Consider the following 15149-nt stretch of genomic DNA (forward strand, 5'->3'; position numbering starts at 1 on the left):
GAGCGAGGCCCGGGATACGCACGGGAGGGGCGCCATGACCCGCAAGGAACGCTGGCAGACGCTGCTGGATCTGCTGGTGGAACGGGGCGGGCTGGAGGTGGAGCCGGCCGCCGAGGCCCTCGGCGTGTCCGCCGCGACGATCCGCCGGGACCTCGACCAGCTCGCCGAGCAGCAGCTGCTGGTCCGCACGCGCGGCGGGGCCGTCCCGCACGGGGTCTCGTACGAACTGCCCCTGCGCTACCGCACGTCGCGGCGGGCCGCGGAGAAGCTGCGGATCAGCGGGGCGGTGGCGGCGCTGATCGCACCGGGCGAGGTCGTCGGCCTCACGGGAGGCACCACGACCACGGAGGTGGCCCGCGCCCTGGCGGCCCGCGCGGACCTGGCCACGGGCTCGCCCGCGTTGACGGTGGTGACCAACGCCCTGAACATCGCGGGCGAGCTGGTGATCCGCCCTCAGTTCAAGATCGTCCTGACGGGCGGGGTGGCCCGCCCCCAGTCGTACGAACTGACGGGCCCGCTGGCGCAGCAGGTCCTCGGCCAGCTCACGATGGACACGGCCGTCCTGGGCGTGGACGCCTTCGACCCGGCGGACGGCGCGGCGACCCGGCACGAGGACGAGGCGGCGATGAACCGCCTCCTGTGCGAACGCGCCCGCCGCGTCGTCATCGCCGCCGACTCCAGCAAACTCGGCGTCCGCGCCTTCGCCCGCATCTGCGCCACGTCGGAGGTGGACGTCCTGGTGACGGACACGGGCCTCCCCCCGGACGTAGCGGCCGGCTTCGCGACGGCGGGGGTGGAGGTGATCCGGGTGTGAGGGGGGGCGGAGTGGCCGGTCGGGGGGGGTGGCCGGTCGGGGGCGGGACGCGTGGTCGGGGCCGGGGTGGGCGGGACACCGGCGGACGGGATCGGGGAAGGGCTGGGGACTTCCCGCCAGTCCACTGTCCTTCCGTGCCGGGCCGGCCCGTCAAGGGCGCTCCCTGCGGTCGCGTCGCTTCGCGATGGCCTTCGGCCACCCTTGACAGACCGTCCCGCCACGGAATGCCAAAGACTGTCGGGAAACCCCCAAAAGAACGGTCACGGGGGACAGGATGCAGGAGCGGCCCCGCCAGAGAAGCGACGAGGGATCCCGCTCCATCCACGAATCAGTGACCACATCGCCCTAGGGGCACCCCCCGGGCATCCCCGGCGCGCCAGATCGCTACGCGCTTCTCCCGGCCCAGCGTCCGGCGGCCGTCTGTGGCCGGACATAGGCCGCCCAAGGCCGCCTGTCTCCCTCCATCACGCGATTGCGGGCAGTTTGTCCCTATTTGCTGGCCGCACAGGCGCCATATGGCTCCTTGCAGGAGTGAGAGGACGAGGATGGTGTCGTCAGAGTCCGGCTAGGCCACTGTTCGCCCCACTGAGGGCCTTCAGCCGCCCGCCGAGGGTGGGAAAGCGCAGATCCGGCGGCTTGTGAGCGACCCAAGACGGCCGTCGGCCGCTCTGTCGGGAGAAGCGCGTAGCGATCTGGCGCGCACCAGCCCCTGACGGGCCGCGGACGCCGGGATGTGAGAAGCGCGTAGCGATCCGATGCGCCCGGGGGTGCCGGAGGACGGTCCGGTCGCCGTTTGGGGAGGGCCGCTGTGCCGGTGTGGGGCCGCAGGTGTGTCGTCCCCGGACCTGAGCGTGCCCCGGCGGAGACGCCTCGTCGCTTCTCTGGCGGGGCCGCTCCTGCATCCTGTCCCCCCTGACCGTTCCTCTGGGGGCTTCCCGACAGTCTTTGGCATTCCGGGACGGGACGGTCTGTCAAGGGTGGCCGAAGGCCATCGCGAAGCGACGCGACCGCAGGGAGCGCCCTTGACAGGCCGGCCCGGCACGGAAGGACAGTGGACTGGCGGGAAGCCCCCAGCCCTTCCCCGATCCCGTCCGGCCGGTGTCCCGCACACCCCGGCCCCGACCGGCCACCCCTCCGACCGGCCAACCCCTCAGTGCGCCGGGACCCGTTCCGCCTCGCGGGACAGGGCTGCCAGGACCGGGGCGATCAGGGGGTGGGACTCGGCGCCGCGGCGGGTGGCGGCGAAGACGCGGCGGGTGGCGGCCGGGCCCGTCACCGGGCGGACGCGGACCTCCTTGAGGTCCATGCCGCGCAGCGCCGAACGTGGCACCAGGGCCACCCCGGCCCCCGCACCCACCAGGGCGGTCACGGCCCGGAAGTCGTCGGAGGAGTGCGCGAAGCGGGGCTGGAAGCCCGCCAGTTCGCAGGCCAGCAGGGTCACGTCGTGGCAGGGGTTGCCGGGGTACTGACCCACCCAGTCCGCGTCGGAGAGGTCCGCCAGCGCCACGGCGGGGAGGTCGGCGAGCGGGTGCCCCGAGGGCAGGACGGCATCGAAGGGTTCCGCGTAGAGCGGGAGGACCGACAGGCGGGCGTCGTCGGCGCCCGGACCGCCGCGGTACTCGACGGCCAGGGCCACGTCGGCCTCCCCGTCGAGCAGCATGGGCAGGCTCTGGTCGCCCTCCGCGTCCCGGACCCGCAGGCGGATGCCCGGGTGTTCCAGCGCCAGCCGGGAAATGGCCGGGGCCAGCACCTCGGCGATGCCGGTCGCGAAGGCGGCGACGGTGACCTCGCCCGCCGATCCGCCCGCGTAGGCGGCGAGTTCCGCTTCGGCGCGCTCCAACTGGGCCAGTACCTCATGGGTGTGGCCCAGCAGGATCTCCCCGGCCGCGGTGAGCCGTACGCCCCGGCCGCTGCGGGTCAGCAGCGCGTGGCCGGTCTCCTGCTCCAGCGCGGCGAGCTGCTGGGACACGGCGGAGGGGGTGAGGTACAGGGCTGCGGCCGCGGCGGTCACCGTACGGTGGTCCGCCACGGCCCGCAGGATGCGCAGCCGGCGGGGGTCGATCACCCCTCCATTGTCTCAGCCGGCGGACGTGCGGAGCGCCGCGCGGGCGTCGACGAAGGCGGCCACCGCGCGCTCCACGTCGGCCGTGGAGTGGGCCGCCGAGAGCTGGACGCGGATGCGTGCGGCGCCCATCGGCACGACCGGGTAGGAGAAGCCGATCACGTACACGCCGCGCTCCAGCAGCAGCTCGGCCATCTTCGCGGCCTCGGCGGCGTCGCCGATCATGACGGGGGCGATGGCGTGGTCGCCGGGCAGGATCTCGAAGCCCGCCTCGGTCATCTTCGCGCGGAAGAGGGCGGTGTTGGCCGCGAGGCGCTCGCGCAGGTCTCCGGCGGACTCCAGCAGGTCGAGGACCTTGAGGGAGGCGGCCGCGATGACCGGGGCGAGGGAGTTGGAGAAGAGGTACGGGCGCGAGCGCTGGCGCAGCAGCTCGACGATCTCGGTGCGGGCCGCGACGTAGCCGCCGGAGGCGCCGCCCAGGGCCTTGCCGAGGGTGCCGGTGATGATGTCGACGCGGTCCATGACCCCGTGCAGTTCGGGGGTGCCGCGGCCGCCGGGGCCGACGAAGCCGACGGCGTGCGAGTCGTCGACCATCACCATGGCGTCGTAGCGGTCGGCGAGGTCGCAGATCTCGGCGAGGGGGGCGACGTAGCCGTCCATGGAGAACACGCCGTCGGTGACGATCAGGCGGCGGCGGGCGTCCTGCGCGTCCTTGAGCCGGGCTTCCAGCTCGGCCAGGTCACGGTTGGCGTAGCGGTAGCGGCGGGCCTTGGAGAGGCGGATGCCGTCGATGATCGAGGCGTGGTTGAGGGCGTCGGAGATCACCGCGTCCTCGGCGCCGAGCAGGGTCTCGAAGACGCCGCCGTTGGCGTCGAAGCAGGAGGAGTAGAGGATCGTGTCCTCCTGGCCGAGGAAGGACGAGAGCCGCGCCTCCAGCTCCTTGTGCACCTCCTGGGTGCCGCAGATGAAGCGGACGGAGGCCATGCCGTAGCCCCAGCGGTCCAGGGCCTCCTTCGCGGCGGTGACGACCTCGGGGTGGTCGGCCAGCCCGAGGTAGTTGTTGGCGCAGAAGTTGAGGACCTCGCCGGGGGCGCCGCCCGCGGTGACGGCGACGGCGGCGTTCTGCGGGGTGCCGATGACGCGCTCGGGCTTGTGCAGGCCCGCGGCGCGGATCTCGTCGAGGGTGGTGCGGAGGTCTTCGCGGACGGACTCGAACATGACTTCTGTGTCTCCTTGTACGGTGTGCCGGGCGCGGCCGGTGGGAGCGGAGCGGAGCCGGGGCGGGCGGACGAAGGGGGCCGGGCCCCGCGGAGGGGGGGGGAGTTGCGGGGCCCGGCGGAGGGAGATGGTCTTGTGGCGGCCCGGACCGGCCAGGACGCGGCCGCCCGGATCGTCGGAGCGGCTCGGGACGCGGTCGCCCCGACCACCGGACCGGCCGGGACGCGGTCGCCCCGATCGCCGGAGCGGCTCGGTAAGCGACCGCCCCGACCACCGGAGCGGCTCCGGAGGGGGTGCCCCGGGGCGGGCCGGGGCGGGCCGGGCGGGGGCGTGACCCCGCCGGTCCCGCCCGGTACCCGTCCGTCCGCGCACCCGCGCGTACCGCGCACCCGCTCCCGGCGCGGGATCAGGCCGTCCAGTCCAGGATGATCTTCCCGCTCCGCGCGGTCGACGCCTCGTCGAAGGCCGCCTCGAAGTCGCGGTGCGAGTAGCGGCCGGTGATGACCGGGGACAGGTCGAGCCCGCCCTCCAGCAGCACGGTCATCGCGTACCAGGTCTCGAACATCTCGCGGCCGTAGATCCCCTTGATGGTGATCATCGAGGTGACGACCTTCGCCCAGTCCACCGCGAACTCCTGGGCGGGCAGGCCGAGCATGGCGATCCGGCCGCCGTGCGTCATGTTGTCGATCATGTCGCGCATGGCCTCGGCGCGGCCGGACATCTCCAGGCCGACGTCGAAGCCCTCGCGCAGGCCCAGCCGCGCCTGCGCGTCGGCGATGGAGGTCTCGGCGACGTTCACCGCGAGGGTGGCGCCGGCCTTGCGGGCGATCTCCAGCCGCTCGGGGCTGACGTCGGTGATCACCACGTTGCGCGCGCCGGCGTGCTTCGCCACGGCCGCCGCCATGATCCCGATCGGGCCGGCGCCGGTGATCAGGACGTCCTCGCCGACGAGCGGGAAGGACAGCGCGGTGTGCACGGCGTTGCCGAAGGGGTCGAAGATGGCCGCCACGTCCAGGTTCACGGCGGTGCGGTGCACCCACACGTTCTGCGCGGGCAGCACCACGTACTCGGCGAAGGCTCCGTCGCGTCCGACGCCCAGCCCGACGGTGCTGCGGCACAGGTGGCGGCGGCCGGCCAGGCAGTTGCGGCACCTGCCGCAGACCAGGTGGCCCTCGCCGCTGACCAGTGCGCCGATCTCGATGTCGCGGACGTCCGCGCCGAGCGCCGCGACCTCGCCGACGAACTCGTGGCCGAGGACCAGCGGGGTCTTCACGGCTCCCTGCGCCCAGCCGTCCCAGGCGCGGATGTGCAGGTCGGTCCCGCAGATGCCGGTGCGCAGCACCTTGATCAGCACGTCTCCGGGGCCGTACTCCGGCTCGGGGACGTCCATGAGCCACAGCCCGGGCTCGGCCTTGTGCTTGACGAGTGCCTTCATGGGGGTGGCTCCAGGGGCATTGCGGGTGGGGACGCCGGGCGCGCTGGTGCGCAGGTGGCGTGGGTGACTGGCACCAATGTGCCGATCGGCGTAGTGATCAGTCCATCGAGACTTTCTTAAGCGGGTCGACAGCGCAGCTTCACGCCTATGCTCCTCACGTGATGGGGGACAGGGGCCGGGGCACGATCCGGTGGACGGTCCCGGTCCGGGGAAAAGGGGAGGTGAGGGGCGTGCCGAGTCTGCGCAGCAGGGCGTTTTCGGCCGCACTGGTCGCGACGGGGCGGCGAAGACGGTCCGCGACGGCCGAAGCGGTCCGGGCGAAGGTGGCACGGTCGGCCCGCCGGCCCGCTTCGCACCTGCCGCCGCGCTCGCTGGGCCGGGTCGCCGAGGTGTCGCGGACCTTCGTCGGGGCCTGGCCCGTGTACGACGCGTCGCCCCGCGGGGCCGAGCCGGTGGCGCGGGTGCTGTACGTGCACGGCGGGACCTTCGTCGACGAGCTGGTCCGGCCGCACTGGTCGCTGATCCGGACCCTGGTGACGCGCGCGGGCGCGCGGGTCGTCGTACCCGCGTACGTACTGGCGCCGCGCGGGACCGCCGACCGTACGGTTCCGGTCGCCGCCGACCTGCTGAGCGGCCTGATCGAGAGCGGCGGCGCGGGCGGCACCGTCCTGGTGGGCGACTCGGCCGGGGCCGGGCTGGCGCTGGCGGCCGCGCAGCGGCTGCGCGAGCGCACCGGGGCGCAGCCGTCCCGGATCGTGCTGATCTCCCCTTGGCTGGACGTCAGCATGAGCCACCCGGGCCAGGCGGCCATCGAGCCGGCCGACCCGGTGCTGACCCGCGCGGGCCTGGCCGAGGCGGGCCGGCTGTACGCGGGCACCCTCCCCTTCGACGACCCCCGGGTGAGCCCGCTGCACGGCTCCTTCGAGGGGCTGGCGCCGCTGACGGTGTTCACCGGCACCCGGGACGTGCTGAGCACCGACAGCCGGGAGCTGCTGCGCCGGGCGCGGGCCGCCGGGGTCGAGGTGGAGTGGCACGAGGAGCCGGGCCTGCCGCACGGGTACCCGTTGCTCCCGGTCCCGGAGGGGCGCGCGGCCCGGGAGCGCATCGTCGAGCTCGTCACGGAGGCCGCGGCCGATCCGCTCTAGGCGGTGCAGGTCATGAGCGAGCTGACGGGCCAGGCCCGGTACGCGCTCCAGTAGGCCTCGTCGCGCGCCGGATCGGCGGGCGGGGTCCGGCTGGGCTGCCAGCCGACGGTGGTGAAGCCGGCGTCGACGGCGGCTTCGGCGAAGTCGGCGTGCGCCCATTCGCGGTACTCGAAATGCTGCGGGGGCTCGGTCAGGAACTGCGCCTTCAGCAGGGGTGCGTCGCCCTCCGGCACGCGGTCGAGGATGCGCACGCCGTACGGGGACCAGTCCACGCGCGGGAAGCCGCCCGGGTTGCGCACCAGCGACAGGAGCCGGCCTCCGGGCCGCAGGTTCGAGCGGATCCCGCGGAACATGGCGTGCAGGGCTTCCCGGTCGGGTGCGTGGCTGAACAGGTAGACGGCGGTGGCCAGGTCGAAGGGACCGAGCTGGGGCATGGCGGCGGCGTCGGCGAGGACGTACTCCACCGCGTCCGAGCCGCAGGCCGCCGCGCGGGCGCGGCGCAGGCGGTCGGGGCAGTTGTCGACCCCGACGGTGCGCCGGGCTCCCCCGTCGGCGAGCAGGGTGACGGTGCCGCCGTGACCGCAGGCCACGTCGAGGGCGTCGAGGTCGCGGACCCCGCCCAGGGCGTCCAGCGCGGTGCGGAGCGTGTAGGCGTCGGCCGCGGTGAAGGCGGCCCGGGGCGCCGGGTGCGTGGACGTGTCGTAGGGCTGGTGCATGCCGGCATGCCTCCCCGGTGCGGGCGGGGGCCACGGCCCGCGCGCCGGTCCGTCCCCCGGACGGGGGAGGCGTTCGGGTCAGTGGTTACGGCGTCCGGTCGCCACGGGCCCGGCGGCGAGCGGTGCGTCCCGGCCCGCGGCCGGGCCCGTGCCCCGCGCGGCTTCCCCGGCGGCCGGGCGCGTGCCCCGCACGGACTCTCCCCCACGGCGGACGCGGGCCCCGCAGGGGCTCCCCCGCAGCCGGGCCCGTGCTCCGCGGCGGGACGCCTGCCCGCACGGACTCCCCCGCGGCCGGGCGCGGAACCGGGGATGCACCACTCGCCGCCGGGGGCGCATCCTTGCTGTGTGACGGCGAGACCGGACAGCGGTGGCTCCTGCCCCGACGACGCCCGGGACCGGGTGCTCGCCCGTGCGGCCGTGAGCGCCGTGGAGGCCCTCGGCGGGTACGCGGGCGGGGTGTACCTGCGCTCCGAGTCCCCGGAGCTGCTGCGGCTGGCGGTGTTCACGGGTCTGCCGGGCCCGTTGTTCGGCCCCTGGTGGCGGATGCAGGTGAACCGCCCGTACCCGGTCGCCGAGGCCTACCGTTCCGGCCAGTCCGTGCACCTCGCGGACCAGGAGGCGGCCATGCGGCGCTTCCCCCAGCTGATGGCCGGGCTGCCGGTCCCCTTCTCCTCGCTGTACGAGCCCGTCACGGGCGGGCCGGAGCGCTTCGGGGTGCTGTTCGTACTGCGTCCGGCGACCCCGGGCCGGGCCGTCGGGGAGGCCGACCGGAAGTGGCTGCGCGACGCCGCCGCGGCCCTGGCCACGGAGCTGGCCGCGCTGGCGACGGCGGGGGACCCCGTGGTGTGGACCGGCGACCCGGTCGAGATCCCTGCCCCGACCCCGGCGGGAGGCGCCCGGGAGGCCGTGGACCGCCTCGCGCAGGCCCTGCTGTCGGTGGACCGGGAGGGCAGGATCGGCTTCGTCAACTCCGCCGCGGAGGCGCTCCTCGCCTCCGGTGCGCAGGGCCTGCTCGGCCGTTTCCTGTGGGAGGCGGTGCCGTGGCTGGGGCATCCCGCTTACGAGGACCACTTCCGGGGGGTGTTCCTGTCCCCCCTGCCGGTGCACTTCGCGGCGCGCTGCGGCCCGGACCCGGACCGCGACTGGATGACGGTGGGGCTCTACCCCGGGCCGGACGGGGTGACGGTGACCCTCGACCGCGGCGAGGAGCCGCCCCCCGTGCCCGACAGCGCGGCCCGGACCGGTACGGGGGCCGGCACGCCCGCCGGCCGGGCGGCCGCCCTCTACCGGCCGGTGGCCCTGGCCATCGCCCTGACGGAGGCGGTCACGGCCCGCCAGGTGTCGGCGGTGGTCACCGAGGAACTGCTGCCCGCCTTCGGCGGCCGCCAACTGGCGATCTACCTGCTGAACGAGCGGCACCTGTACCTGGCCTGGGAGACCGGATTCCCCCAGGGGTTCCTCGACCGCTTCGACGGGGTCTCGCTCGACGTCCGCCTCCCCGGCGTGGAGACCCTGACCACGGGCCGGCCGCTGTTCTTCGAGTCGATGGAGCACCTCGCCACGGCCTATCCGGGGATCCCGCTGGACGCGGACGTCGGCGCCCGCGCGTTCCTGCCGCTGATCGCCTCCGGCCGCCCGGTGGGTTCCTGCATCCTCGGTTTCGACGTCCCGCGCGGCTTCAGCCCGGAGGAGCGTACGGTGCTCACCGCGCTGGCCGGACTGATCGCGCAGGCCCTGGAGCGGGCGCGGCGCTACGACAGCGAGGCGGCGCTGGCCCGGGGCCTGCAGTCGGCCCTGCTGCCGCGGCGGCTGCCGATCCTGAGGCACGTGGACACGGTGGGCCGCTACCTCCCGGGCACGGTCGGCATGGACGTCGGCGGCGACTGGTACGACGTGATCGAGACGAGTGCGGGGCTGCTGGCGCTCGTCATCGGGGACGTCCAGGGACACGGGGTGGCGGCCGCCGCGACGATGGGTCAACTGCGGAGCGCGGTACGGGCCTTCGCGCTGAGCGGCAACGCCCCCGACGAGGTGGTGCGGGGGACGAACCAGTTGCTGATCGACCTGGACCCGGGCCAGTTCGCAAGCTGCTGCTACGTCCTGCTCGACCCGGGGTCCGGCCGGGCCCTCGCCGCCCGCGCCGGTCACCCCCAGCCGCTGCTGCGCCACCCCGACGGCCGCACCGAGGTGCTGGACCTGCCCGGCGGGGTCGTGCTGGGCATCGACGCGGGCGGCGACTACCCGGTGACGGAGCTGTGGCTGGAGCCGGGCGCGGTGCTCGCCCTGTACACGGACGGGTTGGTGGAGATGCCGGGTACGGACATCGACGAGGGGGTGGAGCGGCTGCGGGCGGCCCTGGCCGGGGCCCGGCCGTCGCCGCTGACGGAGACGGCGGACCGGCTGATCGCCGAGGCCGGGAGCGCGGCCGACCGCCCCGACGACATCGCCCTGCTGCTGGCCTCCCGCACGGGTGGGGATCCGTAACCGGGGCGATCCGGCCCGGAGCCGCCCGTGGCCGCCCGTCCCCGGGAGGGGCGGCCCGCGCCGCGGAACTCCCCGGCTACTGCCCGCTCCGGGCGGCGGCCGCGTTGCGGACGCCTTCGGACGTGCGGGCGTCCAGCGGCTCCCGCGCCGGTGCGGGGGCGGCGGACCGGGCCGCGTCCGGCGGGGCGGGGCACAGCGCCCGGTCCTGGAGCACGCCCAGGGCCGCGTCCACGGGGTGCGGGACGGGCGCGCCGTTCGCGTCGAAGCGCTGGTACTTCGTCAGGTTGTAGCCGACCGCGTACTGCCGCTCCCCGTCGGCGCTGGTCAGCGCGCTCGTGCCGGCGCCGAACACCATCCCGTCGTGGCCCCAGACCGGCCCGCACGCCGTGTCCATGGTGTAGATGCCGAGGCCGTAGCGGAAGACCACGCTGCCGTCGGCCTCCTTCACGGGGACCGTGGTGCGCATCTCCCGCAGCTGTGCGGCGGGCAGCAACTTCCCCTGGAACAGGGCCCGGTAGAAGGTGGTGAGGTCGCCGGTCGTGGAGACCAGCGCCCCCGCGGTGCCGGCCATGGTCATGTTGAAGTCGCCGTAGTCGCGGGGCGGGTCGATCAGGCCGTAGAGGCTCTCGTACATCCGGGCGTGCGGGCCCCTGATCCGCGGGTCGGTTCCAGGGAAGTAAGTGTCCCGCAGTCCGGCCGGGCGGATGACGTCCCGGGTGATGACCTTCTCGGGGTCCTCGCCGGTGACCTTCCGCAGCAGCTCGCCCAGCAGCAGGTAGTTGGTGTTCGCGTACGACCAGTCCGTGCCGGGTTCGAACAGCTGCGGCCGGTCCGTGCCCATCCGGATGAGCCGGTCCGGGGCGATGGTGCGGTAGCGGAACTCGTCGAGGCTCTTCGCGGATCCCTCCTTGAGGGACGGGAAGGCCTCGTCGATGTAGTCGGCGATCCCGCTGGTGTGGTTCAGCAGCATCCGCACGGTGATCTTGCGGCCGCGCTCCCCCGGGACGAGGCCGGGCAGGTAGTCGCCCACCGGCCGGTCCAGGCGGATCCGCCCCTCGGCGCTCTGCCGCAGGACGGCGACGGCGGTGAAGGATTTGGTGACGCTGCCGACGCGGTGGCGCATGCCGGGGGCGGTGGGCCTTCCGGTGGCCACGTCGGCGAGGCCGGTGGCCCCGTCCCAGCGGCCACGGCCGTCGCGGACGGAGCCGTAGGCCCCGTACATGCCCGCCGCGTGCACGGCTTCGAGCCGCCGGTCGAGGTCCCGGCGGTCGATCCCGCCCGGGCCGGAAGCGGAAGCCGGTCCGGAAGCGGAAGCCGGGGCCGAAGCGGAAGCCGGGTCGGCGTCGGCGGCGGGCGCCCGGCCGGCTCCGGGGGCGGCCTGCGCCGGGGCCGCCCCGGCCAGGAGTGCCAGGACGACGGCGGCCCCGGCCGCGGCCGCCCGTAACCGGTCCCGTCGGTCGTGCTGCGCGTGCTGCTCCACGTGGGTCTCCCCGGGCGGTCAAGGCCCCGACGGGGCATCGATGGATCTTGGGTCCTCCGATTCTTCCGACTGCCGCGGCCGGGTCCATCGGCCGGGAGGACGATCCCGGCGCGCGCGCCGTCGGCCGTCAGGAGCAGGCGCCCCTCACTCCCCGGGTCCTCTTGACGCGGCCCGGATCCCTCCCCCGGCGGGCAAAGCGGAAGGAAATTCGCGCGATCACGCTGCGGTTCCCGCACCCCTTCACGGGTCAATGTTTACGCGGTCTTAACGCTCGGACGGGGCCGGGCAGCCCGACCGGCACGATGGAATCCGCAGGTGAACAGCTCTTGACCTGCGGATCTCGCGGAGTTTCCATATCGGCCACGGGAGTCACGCAGCGACTTGCCCACCACCGCCCCGGAGGCGATACCGCTCCCGCGCTCATTCACCGCACATGGCGATCGGAAATCCCGCACGATGACTGACACGATCAGCGCCCCCCAGGCCCTCGCCCCGGCGACCGGGCCGACCCCGCAGAAGCTCAAGCGTTCCATCGGCGTCGTCGGCGGGACATTGCTCACGCTGTCGTGCGTGACGCCCGCCTCGACCCTCTTCGTCGTCGTGCCCGATCTCTTCTCCAGCCTCGGCACCTGGACCGCCCTCACGATCGCCATCGGGTCGCTGCTCTGCGTCGGCGTGGCGTTCTGCTACTCGGAGCTGGGCACCCTGATCCCCAGCGCGGGCGGCGAGTACGCCATGGTGTCCACCCTCGCGGGCCGGCTCGCCGGCTGGCTCGTGTTCGTGCTGTCGCTGCTGGTGGTGATGATCGTGCCACCCGTGATCGCCATGGGTACGGCCGACTACCTCTCCCCCGTGATCAACATACCGGCCCCGGTCGCCGGCGGCGCCGTGATGCTGCTCGCCACCCTCGCCGGTCTGCTCGACCTGCGGGCCAACGCCTGGATCACCGGCATCTTCCTCGTCCTCGAAGTGGTCGCCGCCGCGCTGGTCGCCGTGCTCGGCTTCGCCCACAGTGAGCGGGGCGCGGACGCCCTGGTGCACGGTTCGGTCGCCGTCGAGGGCGGCGGCACCTCCACCGTGACCGCCATGATGGTGGTCTCGGGGCTGGCCATCGCGCTGTTCATCACCCAGGGCTTCTCCACCGCCGTGTACCTGTCCGAGGAGCTGGAGAAGCCGCGCCGCAACGTGCCGCGCACGGTCCTGGCCACCCTGGCCATCTCCACCGCGGTCATCCTCGTGCCGGTCATCGCGATCACCCTGGGAGCCCCGGACCTGGACGCCCTCGCCTCCGGCGACCTCGGCACGATGGTGACGGCGTGGTCGAACTCGGCGGTCGGCACCTTCGTCAGCCTCTGCGTGGCCCTGGCCATCATCAACGCGGGCATCGTCATGGTCATCCAGAACTCCCGGGTGCTGTTCGCCTCCGCCCGCGACAAGGCCTGGCCCGAGCCGGTCAACCGCGGACTGTCCCGCCTGGGCCGCTTCGGCTCCCCGTGGGTGGCCACCCTGCTGGTCGGCCTCCCCGGCGCCGCGATGTGCTTCGTGAACCTCGACACCCTCTACGGGGTCACCGGTGTCTCGGTGACCGGCATGTACCTGCTGGTCGCGGTGGCCGCGCTGTTCAGCCGGCGCGGGGCGCACGGGCAGGCCTCCGCCTGGCGGATGCCGCTGTGGCCGGCGGTGCCGATCGCCCTGATCCTCGTCCTCGCGTACATCCTGACCCAGCAGGAGACCCAGTACCTGCTGTGGACCGGTGGCATCACGGCGGTGGCCACCCTGTACTGGGCGCTGTACCTGCGGCCGCGCAAGGACTCGCGCTGGCTGGTGACCATTCCGGAGGGCGAGGAGGGCCTGGAGGACTGATCCCCCGGCCCGCCCCCTCCACGCCCACGGGGCCGTCGCGACGCGCGACGGCCCCGTGGGCGTTCCGCGGGCGCCGGGCCCGGAGCACGGTCAGCCCCTCGTGGCGCCCTCTCCGGACAGGGTGAGGGCGGTGTTCACCAGGCCGACGTGGCTGAAGGCCTGCGGGAAGTTGCCGAGCTGGCGTCCGGCGATCGGGTCGTACTCCTCGGCCAGCAGCCCCACGTCGTTGCGCACGTCCAGCAGCCGTTCGAAGAGGGTGCGCGCCTCCTTCTCCCGGCCGGTCAGGTGCAGCGCGTCCGCCAGCCAGAACGAGCAGGCCAGGAAGGCTCCCTCGTCCCCGGGCAGCCCGTCCACGGAGGGGCCTTCGGTGCTGTAGCGGCGGACCAGACCGCTGCGGCCCAGTTCCGCCCGGACCGCGTCGACGGTGCCGATGACCCGGGGGTCGTCGGGCGGCAGGAAGCCGACCCGGGGGATGAGGAGGGTGGCCGCGTCCAGCTCGCGGGAGCCGTAGTACTGGGTGAAGGTGCCCCGCTCGGGGTCGAACCCGTGCTCGCAGACGTCGCGGTGGACGTCGTCGCGCATGGTCCGCCAGCGCTCCACGTCCCCCGGCATGGTCGGGTCTCCCTCCAGTGCCCGCACGGCCCGGTCGGCGGCGACCCAGGCCATCACCTTGGAGTGCACGAAGTGGCGGCGGGGGCCGCGCACCTCCCACAGCCCCTCGTCGGGGCGGTGCCAGTTGCGTTCCAGGAAGTCGAGGAGGGCGAGCTGGATCTTCCAGGCGTGGCGCTCCTTGGCGAGGCCGGTGGTGCGCGCGAGGTGCAGCGAGTCCAGGACCTCTCCGTACACGTCGAGCTGGAGCTGGTCCACGGCGGCGTTCCCGACGCGGACGGGCGCGGAGCCGGCGTATCCGCGCAGCCAGGGCAGGTCGCTCTCGGGGATCCGGCGCTCGCCCCCGAGGCCGTACATGATCTGGAGGTCGGCCGGGTCGCCCGCGACGGCCCGCAGCAGCCAGCGGCGCCAGGCGCCGGCCTCGTCGAGGTAGCCGGTGGACAGGAGGGTGCCGAGGGTGAGGGTGGAGTCGCGCAGCCAGCAGTAGCGGTAGTCCCAGTTGCGGACGCCGCCGAGTTCCTCGGGCAGCGAGGTGGTGGCCGCCGCGACGATCCCGCCGGTGGGGGCGTAGGTGAGGCCCTTGAGGGTGATCAGGGAGCGGACGACCGCCTCCCGGTAGGGACCCCGGTAGCGGCAGCGCCCGGACCACTCCTGCCAGTCGGCGAGGCTCTGCTGGAGCGCCTGGTACGGGTCGACCTGCTCGGGGCGCGGTTCGTGCGAGGCGTGCCAGGTGAGCACGAAGGCGACCCGGTCGCCGGGGCCGACGGTGAACTCCGAGCGGGTGCTCTTGTCCTCGCCCCAGGTGTGGACCGGCGGGTCACTGCGGAACCACACCGAGTCGGGTCCGGCCACGGCGACCCGGTCGCCCTCGCTGCGCCGCACCCAGGGGACCACGTGGCCGTAGTCGAAGCGCAGCCGCAGGGTGCTGCGGACGGTGACCCGGCCGGTGATCCCCTCCACGATGCGCATCACCTCGGGTGCGGTGTCCCGTTGCGGCATGAAGTCGGTGACCTTGACGCTGCCGTCCTCGGTCTCCCAGTGGGACTCCAGGACCAGCGAGCCGTCCACGTACGCGCGGCGTGTGCAGCGCTCGCCGTCGGCGGCGCTCTTCGGGGCGATGCGCCAGTGGCCGTTGTCCTCTTCGCCGAGGAGGGCGGCGAAGCAGGCGGCGGAGTCGAAGCGGGGCAGGCACAGCCAGTCGATGGACCCGTCGCGGCCGACCAGACCGCTGGTCATCAGGTCGCCGATGAGTGCGTAGTCTTCGATGGGTTGTGTCATTTCTCCGCTGTTCCCCCGATCACCCGGGGCCAATCAGGGTGATCG

The 15149-nt window shown here is 74.1% G+C and carries 10 protein-coding genes; 4 read left to right on the forward strand and 6 right to left on the reverse strand.

The window, feature by feature from the left end; all coding sequences use genetic code 11:
* Positions 1-34 precede the first annotated feature (34 nt).
* Positions 35-814, forward strand: coding sequence for a DeoR/GlpR family DNA-binding transcription regulator (locus tag ABZW32_RS02445; protein WP_356210120.1), 780 nt, complete (start codon positions 35-37; stop codon positions 812-814).
* A gap of 1150 nt (positions 815-1964) precedes the next feature.
* On the opposite strand, the gene ABZW32_RS02450 is transcribed toward ABZW32_RS02445, so the two are convergent.
* The 3 genes from ABZW32_RS02450 to tdh all read right to left on the reverse strand — a co-directional run bounded on the left by ABZW32_RS02450 (position 1965) and on the right by tdh (position 5529).
* On the reverse strand, positions 1965-2879 hold the full coding sequence (locus ABZW32_RS02450; protein WP_285525868.1) for a LysR family transcriptional regulator: 915 nt from the start codon (positions 2877-2879) through the stop codon (positions 1965-1967).
* Positions 2880-2891: 12 nt separating this feature from the next.
* Positions 2892-4094: a glycine C-acetyltransferase gene (locus ABZW32_RS02455; protein ID WP_356210122.1), complete on the reverse strand. Its 1203-nt coding sequence runs from the start codon at positions 4092-4094 to the stop codon at positions 2892-2894.
* 406 nt (positions 4095-4500) lie between these two features.
* Positions 4501-5529 (reverse strand): L-threonine 3-dehydrogenase, encoded by a 1029-nt coding sequence (gene tdh / locus ABZW32_RS02460; RefSeq protein WP_356210125.1) that lies wholly within the window; start codon positions 5527-5529, stop codon positions 4501-4503.
* Between the two features lie 230 nt (positions 5530-5759).
* Between tdh and ABZW32_RS02465 the strand changes: the two genes are divergently transcribed.
* Positions 5760-6674, forward strand: coding sequence for an alpha/beta hydrolase fold domain-containing protein (locus tag ABZW32_RS02465; protein WP_356210128.1), 915 nt, complete (start codon positions 5760-5762; stop codon positions 6672-6674).
* Here ABZW32_RS02465 and ABZW32_RS02470 read toward each other — a convergent pair.
* The gene (locus ABZW32_RS02470; protein WP_356210131.1) at positions 6671-7390 is read right to left on the reverse strand and encodes a class I SAM-dependent methyltransferase; all 720 of its coding nucleotides are present in this window, start codon (positions 7388-7390) and stop codon (positions 6671-6673) included. The two genes, ABZW32_RS02465 and ABZW32_RS02470, sit on opposite strands and share 4 nt — an antisense overlap.
* 309 nt (positions 7391-7699) lie before the next feature.
* Here ABZW32_RS02470 and ABZW32_RS02475 point away from each other — a divergent pair, with 309 nt between their 5' ends.
* Positions 7700-9874, forward strand: coding sequence for a SpoIIE family protein phosphatase (locus tag ABZW32_RS02475; protein WP_356210133.1), 2175 nt, complete (start codon positions 7700-7702; stop codon positions 9872-9874).
* A gap of 76 nt (positions 9875-9950) precedes the next feature.
* On the opposite strand, the gene ABZW32_RS02480 is transcribed toward ABZW32_RS02475, so the two are convergent.
* The gene (locus ABZW32_RS02480; RefSeq protein ID WP_356210136.1) at positions 9951-11354 is read right to left on the reverse strand and encodes a serine hydrolase domain-containing protein; all 1404 of its coding nucleotides are present in this window, start codon (positions 11352-11354) and stop codon (positions 9951-9953) included.
* Positions 11355-11810: 456 nt separating this feature from the next.
* Between ABZW32_RS02480 and ABZW32_RS02485 the strand changes: the two genes are divergently transcribed.
* Positions 11811-13217 carry an APC family permease gene (locus tag ABZW32_RS02485; RefSeq protein ID WP_356210138.1) on the forward strand — a complete coding sequence of 469 codons (1407 nt, stop codon included), beginning with the start codon at positions 11811-11813 and terminating at the stop codon, positions 13215-13217.
* 90 nt (positions 13218-13307) lie between these two features.
* On the opposite strand, the gene ABZW32_RS02490 is transcribed toward ABZW32_RS02485, so the two are convergent.
* Positions 13308-15104, reverse strand: a complete 1797-nt coding sequence (locus ABZW32_RS02490; RefSeq protein ID WP_356210140.1) for a glycoside hydrolase family 15 protein — start codon at positions 15102-15104, stop codon at positions 13308-13310.
* Positions 15105-15149: the final 45 nt, after the last annotated feature.

It is taken from the genome of Streptomyces sp. NPDC004667, from assembly GCF_040609475.1.
Classification (GTDB): domain Bacteria; phylum Actinomycetota; class Actinomycetes; order Streptomycetales; family Streptomycetaceae; genus Streptomyces.

What these genes read in the sequence shown, in the direction of transcription:
- ABZW32_RS02455 (WP_356210122.1), bottom strand. Translation starts at nt 4,094, where the DNA reads ATGTTCGAGTCCGTCCGCGAAGACCTCCGCACCACCCTCGACGAGATC.
- ABZW32_RS02445 (WP_356210120.1), top strand. Translation starts at nt 35, where the DNA reads ATGACCCGCAAGGAACGCTGGCAGACGCTGCTGGATCTGCTGGTGGAA.
- ABZW32_RS02490 (WP_356210140.1), bottom strand. Translation starts at nt 15,104, where the DNA reads ATGACACAACCCATCGAAGACTACGCACTCATCGGCGACCTGATGACC.
- ABZW32_RS02485 (WP_356210138.1), top strand. Translation starts at nt 11,811, where the DNA reads ATGACTGACACGATCAGCGCCCCCCAGGCCCTCGCCCCGGCGACCGGG.
- ABZW32_RS02475 (WP_356210133.1), top strand. Translation starts at nt 7,700, where the DNA reads ATGCACCACTCGCCGCCGGGGGCGCATCCTTGCTGTGTGACGGCGAGA.
- tdh (WP_356210125.1), bottom strand. Translation starts at nt 5,529, where the DNA reads ATGAAGGCACTCGTCAAGCACAAGGCCGAGCCCGGGCTGTGGCTCATG.
- ABZW32_RS02470 (WP_356210131.1), bottom strand. Translation starts at nt 7,390, where the DNA reads ATGCACCAGCCCTACGACACGTCCACGCACCCGGCGCCCCGGGCCGCC.